Origin of the sequence: Kitasatospora sp. NPDC004799 (assembly GCF_040609095.1) — a bacterium.
In the GTDB taxonomy this organism is placed as follows: domain Bacteria; phylum Actinomycetota; class Actinomycetes; order Streptomycetales; family Streptomycetaceae; genus Kitasatospora.
Genome location: NZ_JBEXJK010000341.1, coordinates 1 through 9,126, shown reverse-complemented (window position 1 = coordinate 9,126; position 9,126 = coordinate 1). Strand labels below are relative to the sequence as shown.

The window sequence follows — 9,126 nt, the reverse complement described above, 5'->3', positions numbered from 1 at the left end:
GGCAGTAGCCGCCGGCCGCGGCGGCCTCGGCGGCCAGCTGCATGACCAGGTCGATGACGCCGATGCCGTCGGGCCCGCGGTCGGTGAAGTCGCCGGCCCTGATCACCGCCGGCGCGGCCGCCCTGCTGGCCGGCGGCGCCGCGCTCGGACAGGTCGCGCTGGCCCTGGTGGTCGCGCTGCTCCAGCTGCTGACGGCGGCCGGCTGGTTCCGGTTGAACGGCATGTGGCCGGCCCGGCAGGGCATCCTGCTCGCCGCGCTGGCCGGCTTCACGGCGGACGCGGCGGTGCTGCTGGCGGACTCCGACGGCGGCGTGGCGGCCGTGGTGGGCACCCTGGGCGGGTTCTTCCTGCTGGTCCTGGTGCTGCAGACGTTCCGTCCGTCGGACCCGAAGGAGCGGTTCTACGCGCTGACCGTGCTCGGCTCGGCCACAGTGGTGACGGTGCTCTGCACCGCGCTGCTGCTGGCCGACTGGGTGCCGGCCGCGGTGGGCGCGGTGGCGCTGGCGACCCTGCTGGCCGCGGCGCCGCTGCCCGGGCCGAAGCAGCTGGGCCCGGTGCTGGGCCTGGCCGCGGCGGTGGCGCTGGGCCTGCTGGTGGGCGCGCCGGTGGCGCTCGGCGCGCTGGCCGGGCTGGGCGCGCTGGTCGGCCGCCGGGTCGCGGCGTACGACTTCCCGTCCCGCTTCGTGCACATGACGGCGGGCGTGGCGCTGCCGCTGGCGGTGGCCGCGCCGCTGGTCTGGATCGCCACCGAGCTGCTGGCCTGACCCCTCCGCCGGGCCCGTCCCGGTCGAATTCCGGCCCCGGAACCATGTTCCGGGGCCGGACGTCGTACGGTCGGGCGAGGGCGGGCACGGCCGGCGCCGCCACGGAACGGTGTACGACCCGCGGGGAACGACCCACACGAACGATCACGACCACGAACGACCACTGCGACCGGCGACGACGGGGGACACGATGCGCGGATGGCTGAAGGCCACGATCGGCCTGGCGGTGCTCTCCGGCCTGCTGCTGGGCGCCGACCGGATCGCGGTCGGAGTGGCCGAGGACGAGGCCGCCGACCGGATCGTGCAGAGCGGCCGGATGAGCCAGCGCCCGGAGGTCTCGATCGAGGGCTTCCCGTTCCTCACCCAGGTGCTGTCGATGAAGCTGGACGACGTCCGGATCTCCTCCGACGGCCTGACCGTCGGCGACGGCAGCCACCGGGTGGCGCTGCACTCCTTCAAGGCGCGGCTCTCCGGCGTCGAGGTCGGCGACAGCATGAGCAGTGCGACGGTGGACAGCGGCACCGGCAGCGGGGTGATCTCCTACCCGGACCTCGCCCAGCTGCTGCCGCCCGCCTCCCAGCTGCTGCACGGCACCAAGCTGCCGGTGGGCGGCAACTCCCGGCTGACCCTGGCCTACGCCGGTCCGGGCAAGGTCAAGGCCTCGCTGGGGCCGATCGCGATCGGCGAGGGCACCGTGCACAACAAGGGGAACACCGTCACGGTGGACGGCTTCCGGCTGAGCTCGCTGGCGGGGATGGTGGCCGGTGCCACCGGCCAGCAGCTCGAACCGATGAGCTTCACCCTGGACTCGCTGCCGGCCGGGCTGCAGCTGGCCGACAAGGAGGGCGGCAGCGGCGGCGTGACGCCGTTGGCGGAGGGCCTCCAGCTGACCTTCGAGGGCAAGGGCGTCAAGCTCCTGGGCTGAGCCCGCCCGGGGACCGAGCCCGCCGAAACGTTCCGCTCCGCGAGACGCGCTGTCCAGCGCGGGCCGCGGAGCGGTGTCGTTTCCGCCCCGCGCACGCCGTCCGGGGGCCGCCGGACGGGCCCCGGAGGGCCGGGTCACGGCTGAATCCCGCCATCCGAGCGTTTCGATCCCACTATTCGATACGCTGATGACAGCGGGCCGCCGGTGTCCCTAGCATCGTCGGCATGAAGCGACAGACGGACCTCACGAAGCGGCGGGCGGTAGACCTGTGCCGCGTGGCCGCCTGTCTGTGTCGAATGCGCTGACTCGGCGCCCCGGTAGGGCAGTTGACGCCCGCCGTCGATCTTCCCGGCGACCGCGCCCGGCTCTGCGGGCGGGCGGTGGCCGATGCACTCCGCAGTTCCCCGCCCGGTCGCACCCGTCCGCCCTCCCGTCCCGGTATTCGGACGGATTTTCGGACCGCACCCACCCGGGCACCCCGGCAGCACCCTCCTGAGCAGCACCTTCCGCACAACCGCCCTCGGATGGAGACACCACCATGAGCCGCAGCGACGTCCTGGTCGACGCCGACTGGGTCCAGGCCCACCTGGACGACCCGAAGGTCGTCATCGTCGAGGTCGACGAGGACACCTCCGCGTACGACAAGAACCACATCCGCAACGCCGTCCGGATCGACTGGAAGCAGGACCTCCAGGACCCGGTCCGCCGCGACTTCATCGACCAGGCCGGCTTCGAGGCGCTGCTCAGCGCCAAGGGCATCGCCAACGACGACACCGTCGTCCTGTACGGCGGCAACAACAACTGGTTCGCCTCGTACGCCTACTGGTACTTCAAGCTGTACGGCCACGGTGACGTCCGCCTGCTGGACGGCGGCCGCAAGAAGTGGGAGCTGGACTCCCGCGACCTGGTCGCCGAGGTGCCGGCCCGCCCGGCCACCGTGTACACGGCGCAGGCCGCCGACTCCTCGATCCGCGCCTTCCGCGACGACGTGATCGCCGCCATCGGCACCCTGAACCTGGTCGACGTGCGCTCGCCCGACGAGTTCTCCGGCAAGCTGCTCGCCCCGGCCCACCTCCCGCAGGAGCAGTCGCAGCGCCCCGGCCACGTGCCGAGCGCCCGCAACATCCCGTGGGCCAAGAACGCCAACGACGACGGCACCTTCAAGAGCGACGACGAGCTCAAGGCGCTGTACGAGGCCGAGGGCATCGACCTGGCGAAGGACACCATCGCCTACTGCCGCATCGGCGAGCGCTCCGCGCTCACCTGGTTCGTCCTGCACGAGCTGCTCGGCCAGGCGAACGTCAAGAACTACGACGGTTCGTGGACCGAGTACGGCAGCCTGGTCGGCGTGCCGATCGAGCTCGGCAGCAACTGAGCCCCGGCTCGACCCGTAAGTCAGAAGGGAACACAGACATGTGCGGTGCGAAGGCCGGCGGCCCGGACCTGGCAGGAGTTGACGTGGCGAACGAGACGATCATCCAGGGTTCGGTGACCCGCGACGGTGAGCCGGTCAACGGCTACGTCCGGCTGCTGGACGAGAACAACGAGTTCACGGCCGAGGTGCCCACCTCGGCGACCGGCCAGTTCCGGTTCTTCGCCCGCCCGGGCAAGTGGACCCTGCGCGCGCTGGTGCCGGGCCAGACCGTGGACCGTCAGGTGGTGGCCTCCCAGGGCACCGCCGTCGAGGTCGCGATCGCGGTCTGACCGCGGCCGGAACCGACCCGGACCACCCCGAGGGCCCCTGCCGTGCAGGGGCCCTCGGCCGTACCGTGGAGGGGTGCAGGCAAGGCGGCGGCGTCGCTACTACTTCGCCATGATGGGCGTGTGCCTGGGGCTGTTCGTCATGGCCTGGGGCGTGGTGCGGTTCTTCTCGGTCGGCGCGGCGATCGGCATGTGCGTGGTCGCGATGGTGATCCCGCCCGCCGCCGCGGTGTTCGCCAACAAGCGGGACCCGGACGACGACTGGTGGAACGACCCGCGCTGGGACGACCCGAAGTGGGACGAGCCCGGCCACGACCGGGACCGCCCCGACCACGAGTCGCGTGACCGTTAGGGTCCGTCTTCAAACTCGCGTCTGCGGGGCGTTTGACGACGGACCCTAGGGCACGAGCGCCTGGACTAGTACACGAGCGCCTGGACGCCGTCCGCCATGATCTCGCTGACGAAGACCTGGGCGCCCGCGATGCGGACACCCTCGACGGTGTCCTTCTGCTCGATCCCGCGCCGGGCCGCGCACTGGGTGCACAGCGTCACCGAACCGGCCGCCAGGATCGACTCCAGCAGGTCCGGCAGCGGCGCCGCGTGCGGCAGTTCGAACTCCGCCGCCCGGCCCGGCAGGGCGAACCAGGAGGACTCCCCGGTCAGCCAGAGCGAGACCTCGATCCCGCTGGCGACGGCCACCGCCGCCACCGTGAACGCCTGCGAGCACCGCTCCGGCGCGTCCGCCCCTGCGGTGACCTTGATGACCAGTTTCTTCGACATGGCGCCACCTTAGAGCGCCCGCCTCCCCTGCCGTCCGGCATCCCCGCAACCCTTGGGCAAAGCTTGGGCGGCCGCGCGACGACGGCGCGAACCGCGACGTGGCGGGGCTCACCGCGACCGGCCGGAACCCGGCGGATAGAGTGAGCGGAGCAAAATCCACCACACTGTCGCCGCCTGGGAGCCCCCCGTGTCCGGTCTGGAAATCTTCTTCGACGGTCTGCTGGCCCTCATGGCCGTGCTGATCACCTGGTTCGCCATCTTCTCGGTGATGAAGCTGTACCAGGGCCAGCGCTGAGCCTGCCGTACGGTTGAGGCAGTCCCACACCGACGAGAACAGCGACCAGGAACATGATCGAGATCCCCTCTGACCTCCACAAGGACGTCGTCCCGCTCGCCTTCCTCCTCGGCACCTGGGAGGGCGCGGGCGTCTTCGACTTCCCCGGCGCGGAGAAGTGCAATTTCGGCCAGGAGATCGTGATCCGCCACGACGGCCGCCCCTTCCTGGAGTTCCGCTCCCGCACCTGGGTGCTGGACGGCGAGGGCGAGAAGGTCCGTCCGCTGGAGAACGAGCACGCGTTCTGGCGCATCACCAGCAACACCGACGGGACCAGCGGCGCCCGGGGGATCGAGATCTCCTCCGTCCGCGACGACGGCACGGTCGAGATCTGGTACGGCGAGCTGGCCGACGGCAAGCCGCAGGTGGACGTCTCCACCGACGCGGTGGCCCGGATCGAGGGCTCGCCGGAGTACTCCGGCGGCAAGCGGCTGTACGGCTTCGTCAACGGCGAGCTGCTCTGGGTCGGCGAGAAGGCCGCCCCGAACGTGCCGCTGCGCCCGTACATGTCCGCGCAGCTGAAGAAGGTGCTCAGCCCGGCCCAGCTGATCAAGGACATCACCGACCTGCCGGACGACGGCATCGCCTTCTTCAAGTAGGAGGCGGGCTTCGGCGCACGAGGTAGGGACCGGCCCGCGGCCGGTCCCTACACTTGCACCAGGACCCCCGAGCATTGGCAGGGACAGTACCGTGGCGGACACCGGCACCACCGACTGGCAGCTCTCCGGCGACTGGAAGACGGACCTGCGCGAACGCGGCTACCGGCTCACCCCGCAGCGGCAGCTCGTGCTGGAGGCCGTCGACGAGCTCGACCACGCCACCCCCGACGACATCCTCTGCCACGTCCGCCGGACCGCCAGCGGCATCAACATCTCCACCGTCTACCGGACCCTGGAGCTGCTGGAGGAGCTGGGCCTGGTCTCGCACGCCCACCTCGGCCACGGCGCCCCGACCTACCACCTGGCCGGCCGCCACCACCACCTGCACCTGGTCTGCCGGGACTGCGAGAAGGTCACCGAGACCGGCACCGAGATCGCCCAGCCGCTCATCGACAGCCTGCGCGAGCGGCACGGATTCGACACCGACCTCAAGCACTTCGCCATCTTCGGCCGCTGCGCCGACTGCACCGCCAAGCTCGCCGGGGACCGGTCGTAAGCTGGCCGGTATGACCGGTCCGAAGAGCCCGCTGCTGTCCCTGCCCGGAGCCGTCCCCGCCGAGGGGGCCGACGAGGGCGTCGCCGCCCACTACGGCGACATCTTCCGCGAGCAACGCCACCTGGCGCAGGGCACCGGCTTCGTCGACCTCTCGCACCGCGGCGTGGTCACCGTGACCGGCCCGGACCGGCTCTCCTGGCTGCACCTGCTGCTCACCCAGCACGTCAGCGAGCTGCCGCCGCAGCAGGCCGCCGAGGCGCTGGTGCTCTCCCCGAACGGGCACGTCGAGCACGCGCTCTACCTGGTGGACGACGGCACCACCACCTGGGCGCACGTCGAGCCGGGCACCCAGGAGGCGCTGGTGGCCTACCTGGACAGCATGAGGTTCTTCTACCGGGTGGAGGTCGCCGACGCGACCGCCGCGTACGCCGTGGTCCACCTGCCGGCCGGCTCCACCGGCTCCGTCGAGGGTGCCGCCGCCGTCCGTGAACTCCCGTACGGACGCGACCTGTTCGTCCCGCGCGGCGAGCTGGAGCGGCTCGCCGCCGGGTACGGCCCGGCGGCCGGGATCTGGGCGTACGAGGCGCTGCGGATCGAGCAGCACCGGCCCCGGCTGGGCTTCGAGACCGACCACCGGACCATCCCGCACGAGGTGGACTGGCTGCGCACCGCCGTCCACCTCCAGAAGGGCTGCTACCGCGGCCAGGAGACCGTCGCCCGGGTGCACAACCTGGGCCGCCCGCCGCGCCGGCTGGTCTTCCTGCACCTGGACGGCACCGAGGAGACGCTGCCCCCGCACGGCACCGAGCTGCGGTTGGCCACGGACCCGGACGGGCGCTCGCTGGGCTTCGTGACCTCCTCGGCCCGGCACCACGAGCTGGGGCCGATCGCGCTGGCGATCGTCAAGCGGAACGTCCCGGTGGACGCCGTGCTGCTGGCCGGGACGGTGCCGGGCACCCAGGACGTGATCGTCCCGCAGTAGGCCGCGACGGGGGCCGCTCAGACCTCGACGAGGACGGTGAACGGGCCGTCGTTCACCAGCGCCACCCGCATGTCGGCGCCGAACCGGCCCGTCTCCACCTTGGCGCCCAGCGCGCGCAGCTGCGCCACCACCTCGTCCACCAGCGGCTCGGCGACCGGGCCGGGGGCGGCGGCGTTCCAGGTGGGGCGGCGGCCCTTGCGGGCGTCGCCGTAGAGCGTGAACTGGCTGATCACCAGCAGCGGGGCGCCGAGGTCCGAGCAGCTCTGCTCCACGCCCTCGTCATCGGGGGCCAGCAGCCGCAGCGTCCAGAGCTTGCGGGCCAGTTGGGCGGCCTTGGCGGGGGTGTCGTCGTGGGTGACGCCGACCAGGACGCAGAGCCCGGGCCCCTCGATCGCGCCGACGGTCTCACCGGCCACGGTCACCCGGGCCTCGGTCACTCGCTGCACCACTGCTCGCATGCGGCCATTGTGCCGGAGCGCCGTACGGCCTCCGGAGGGCCCCCGGGGGCCGTCGCGCGCACCCGCCGACCCGGGCCGCGCCGCACCCTTCCGGACATCCCTACCGGACATCCCTTCCCGTGCGTCCCGGTGGCCTCCTCCGGGCGCACACCAGGGGCGCGCGCGGAGGTCGTGCACGCCCTGGGGTGCGCGCCTGCGCCGAATCGGGCGCCATTCTTCCTGCGGAAAGGGGTGGTCATATCAGCCACCCCCGTTCGCCAGGGGGCCGTTCGGGTGCACGGGCGGTGCGCGCGCGCCGGGCGGGGTGGCACGCTGGGGGACCGTACGAAGGGTCCGGGGCGCAGGAGGTCCGCCGCGCCGGGCCGGGGTTCGGCCGGGCGGTCGAGCCGGTGGGTCGGGCGTCCGGCCGTGCCGCCCCGGTGGGCGCACGGCCGGGGACCGGGACCCCGGGGGATCCCGGGCGTGCCGGTGGACGGGACGCGCGGCCCGTCGGGGGACGGGCCGGACCGGCGGCAGGGACGGGGTGCCGCGAGCGGGCGGGATCGGACGACGTCAGGTGGTTGGGTGATGGACGCGAGCAGCGCGGCGCGGGACCGGTCCGGGCCGGTGGTGCGGGCCCCAGGGGGGCCGTACGGTCCGGCGGTGGGCGCGGAGGACGAGCCCGACCTGGAACGGCTGGGCCTGGAGCAGCTGCGGGTGCTGCGCCGGGAGACCCTGGAGCAGGAGGCCGACCTGTCGTACCTGCGGCGGCTGCTGCACGGGCGGATGGACATCCTGCGGGCCGAGCTCGACCGGCGGCCCGGAGTGGGCCCGGTCCGCACGGACGGGCCGACCGACCCGTCGGGTCCGTCCGGCCCGACCGGCACCTCCGGCCCCGAGCCGGCCCCCGGCGACCTGCTGGACCGGCTGCCGGCCATCCTCAGCGACGCGCCCTCCACCGTGCGGCGCTCGGCCCGGCACGTCACCCTCGGCCCGCCGCGGACCCGGGAGTCCGGGCTGGAGGCGGACGCGCTGATGGGCGACGTCCAGCTCGCCGACCTGGCGGCGCACCCGGCCGAGGAGCTGCTGGCCGCCCTGGAGCGGCTGCGGGCGCACGAGCGCGAGGTGTCCGGACGGCGCCAGCGGCTGCTGCGCACCGCCGACGGTTGCAATGCCGAGATCACCCGCAGGTACCGTGATGGGGAAGCGCGGGTCGACGACCTGCTCGCAGGAGGGCCGCTCTGACCGGGTGAGTCGCCGCGGGTGGTGGGCCCGGCTTCTCCCGGCCCACCACCCTCGCTCCGGAAGGCTCATCCGCCATGTCCCTGCCCGCCACCGCGCCCGTTCTCGCCGAGGTCGTGCGCTCCGGATTCGTCGAGGGCCGCCACCACGGCTCGCTGGTGCTGCTCGCGGCCGACGGCTCGGTCGAGTTCGCGCTCGGCGACCCGGACGCCCCGGTCTTCCCGCGGTCGACCGCCAAGCCGTTCCAGGCGGTGGCCACGCTGCGGGCCGGGCTGGCGATCGAGGGCGAGTTGCTGGCGCTGGCGGCCTCCAGCCACTCCGCAGAATCGTTTCACCTCGAGGGTGTGCGGAGCATCCTCGGTTCCGCCGGGCTCGACGAGTCGGCCCTGCGCACCCCGGCCGACCTCCCGCTGGACGACACCGAGGCGGAGCGGCTGCTCGCCGCCGGCGGCGGGCGCGCCCCGATCCTGATGGACTGCTCCGGCAAGCACGCCGGCTGGCTGGCCGCCTGCACCGCCAACGGCTGGGACACCGCGAGCTACCTCGACCCGGCCCACCCGATCCAGCGGCTGGCCCGCGAGGCCCTGGAGGAGGCCACCGGCGAGACCGCCGCGCACGCCGGGGTGGACGGCTGCGGGGCGCCGCTGCTGGCCGTCTCGCTGACCGGCCTGGCCCGCGGCTACCGCGGCCTGGTGCTGGCCGCCGAGGGCACCGAGCCGCGCCGCGTCGCCGGTCGGCTGGAGCCCTTCGGTCCCGTTGGAATCGTGCCACAGCTGGAACTTGGCGCCGGCCAGCGGCTTGCCGTC

Annotated in this window: 13 protein-coding genes and 1 pseudogene; 11 read left to right on the top strand and 3 right to left on the bottom strand. The window is 73.3% G+C overall.

The genetic code is table 11. The features are described 5' to 3' along the window. A pseudogene (locus ABZW03_RS31300) lies at positions 1 to 94 on the bottom strand (serine/threonine protein phosphatase); the annotation flags it as partial. Here ABZW03_RS31300 and ABZW03_RS31295 point away from each other — a divergent pair. The 6 genes from ABZW03_RS31295 (at position 84) to ABZW03_RS31270 (ending at position 3,742) form a co-directional block, all read left to right on the top strand. Next, a complete protein-coding gene (locus ABZW03_RS31295) occupies positions 84 to 764 on the top strand; it encodes a hypothetical protein (RefSeq protein ID WP_355265721.1) in 681 nt (226 codons plus the stop codon). The pseudogene ABZW03_RS31300 and the gene ABZW03_RS31295 sit on opposite strands and share 11 nt — an antisense overlap. A 190-nt stretch (positions 765 to 954) precedes the next feature. Next, positions 955 to 1,689 carry a DUF2993 domain-containing protein gene (locus tag ABZW03_RS31290; RefSeq protein ID WP_355265718.1) on the top strand — a complete coding sequence of 245 codons (735 nt, stop codon included), beginning with the start codon at positions 955 to 957 and terminating at the stop codon, positions 1,687 to 1,689. Between the two features lie 224 nt (positions 1,690 to 1,913). Continuing rightward, entirely contained in the window at positions 1,914 to 1,994 is an 81-nt protein-coding gene (locus ABZW03_RS31285; protein ID WP_350517234.1) for an Ms5788A family Cys-rich leader peptide, read from the top strand. Positions 1,995 to 2,227: 233 nt separating this feature from the next. Then, positions 2,228 to 3,064, top strand: a complete 837-nt coding sequence (locus ABZW03_RS31280) for a sulfurtransferase (protein ID WP_355265715.1) — start codon at positions 2,228 to 2,230, stop codon at positions 3,062 to 3,064. A 38-nt stretch (positions 3,065 to 3,102) separates the two neighbouring features. Next, the gene (locus tag ABZW03_RS31275; protein ID WP_030288989.1) at positions 3,103 to 3,393 is read left to right on the top strand and encodes a DUF1416 domain-containing protein; all 291 of its coding nucleotides are present in this window, start codon (positions 3,103 to 3,105) and stop codon (positions 3,391 to 3,393) included. A 73-nt stretch (positions 3,394 to 3,466) separates the two neighbouring features. Then, complete coding sequence (locus tag ABZW03_RS31270) at positions 3,467 to 3,742, top strand: DUF3099 domain-containing protein (RefSeq protein WP_355265712.1); 276 nt, start codon at positions 3,467 to 3,469, stop codon at positions 3,740 to 3,742. Between the two features lie 65 nt (positions 3,743 to 3,807). Here the strand turns inward: ABZW03_RS31270 and ABZW03_RS31265 are convergent, their stop codons facing one another. Continuing rightward, the gene (locus tag ABZW03_RS31265; protein WP_030059603.1) at positions 3,808 to 4,170 is read right to left on the bottom strand and encodes a DsrE family protein; all 363 of its coding nucleotides are present in this window, start codon (positions 4,168 to 4,170) and stop codon (positions 3,808 to 3,810) included. Positions 4,171 to 4,518: 348 nt separating this feature from the next. On the opposite strand from ABZW03_RS31265, the gene ABZW03_RS31260 reads away from it, so the two are divergent. The 3 genes from ABZW03_RS31260 to ABZW03_RS31250 all read left to right on the top strand — a co-directional run bounded on the left by ABZW03_RS31260 (position 4,519) and on the right by ABZW03_RS31250 (position 6,641). Further along, positions 4,519 to 5,103, top strand: a complete 585-nt coding sequence (locus ABZW03_RS31260) for an FABP family protein (protein WP_355265710.1) — start codon at positions 4,519 to 4,521, stop codon at positions 5,101 to 5,103. Positions 5,104 to 5,194: 91 nt separating this feature from the next. Further along, complete coding sequence (locus ABZW03_RS31255; protein ID WP_355265709.1) at positions 5,195 to 5,659, top strand: Fur family transcriptional regulator; 465 nt, start codon at positions 5,195 to 5,197, stop codon at positions 5,657 to 5,659. A 10-nt stretch (positions 5,660 to 5,669) separates the two neighbouring features. Then, positions 5,670 to 6,641, top strand: a complete 972-nt coding sequence (locus tag ABZW03_RS31250) for a folate-binding protein (RefSeq protein WP_355265706.1) — start codon at positions 5,670 to 5,672, stop codon at positions 6,639 to 6,641. A 17-nt stretch (positions 6,642 to 6,658) separates the two neighbouring features. Here ABZW03_RS31250 and dtd read toward each other — a convergent pair whose 3' ends face one another. After that, positions 6,659 to 7,099: a D-aminoacyl-tRNA deacylase gene (gene dtd / locus ABZW03_RS31245; RefSeq protein WP_355265703.1), complete on the bottom strand. Its 441-nt coding sequence runs from the start codon at positions 7,097 to 7,099 to the stop codon at positions 6,659 to 6,661. Positions 7,100 to 7,741: 642 nt separating this feature from the next. On the opposite strand from dtd, the gene ABZW03_RS31240 reads away from it, so the two are divergent. Together ABZW03_RS31240 and ABZW03_RS31235 are read left to right on the top strand one after the other, a co-directional pair. Beyond that, positions 7,742 to 8,323, top strand: coding sequence for an ABC transporter substrate-binding protein (locus tag ABZW03_RS31240; RefSeq protein ID WP_355265700.1), 582 nt, complete (start codon positions 7,742 to 7,744; stop codon positions 8,321 to 8,323). Positions 8,324 to 8,397: 74 nt separating this feature from the next. After that, a partial coding sequence (locus ABZW03_RS31235) for an asparaginase (protein ID WP_355265697.1) occupies positions 8,398 to 9,126 on the top strand: 729 nt, incomplete at its 3' end.

Bases quoted from the DNA above. Each gene is read 5' to 3' on its own strand.
- ABZW03_RS31275 (WP_030288989.1), top strand. From the start codon at position 3,103: ATGTGCGGTGCGAAGGCCGGCGGCCCGGACCTGGCAGGAGTTGACGTG.
- dtd (WP_355265703.1), bottom strand. From the start codon at position 7,099: ATGCGAGCAGTGGTGCAGCGAGTGACCGAGGCCCGGGTGACCGTGGCC.
- ABZW03_RS31280 (WP_355265715.1), top strand. From the start codon at position 2,228: ATGAGCCGCAGCGACGTCCTGGTCGACGCCGACTGGGTCCAGGCCCAC.
- ABZW03_RS31265 (WP_030059603.1), bottom strand. From the start codon at position 4,170: ATGTCGAAGAAACTGGTCATCAAGGTCACCGCAGGGGCGGACGCGCCG.
- ABZW03_RS31250 (WP_355265706.1), top strand. From the start codon at position 5,670: ATGACCGGTCCGAAGAGCCCGCTGCTGTCCCTGCCCGGAGCCGTCCCC.
- ABZW03_RS31290 (WP_355265718.1), top strand. From the start codon at position 955: ATGCGCGGATGGCTGAAGGCCACGATCGGCCTGGCGGTGCTCTCCGGC.
- ABZW03_RS31260 (WP_355265710.1), top strand. From the start codon at position 4,519: ATGATCGAGATCCCCTCTGACCTCCACAAGGACGTCGTCCCGCTCGCC.
- ABZW03_RS31285 (WP_350517234.1), top strand. From the start codon at position 1,914: ATGAAGCGACAGACGGACCTCACGAAGCGGCGGGCGGTAGACCTGTGC.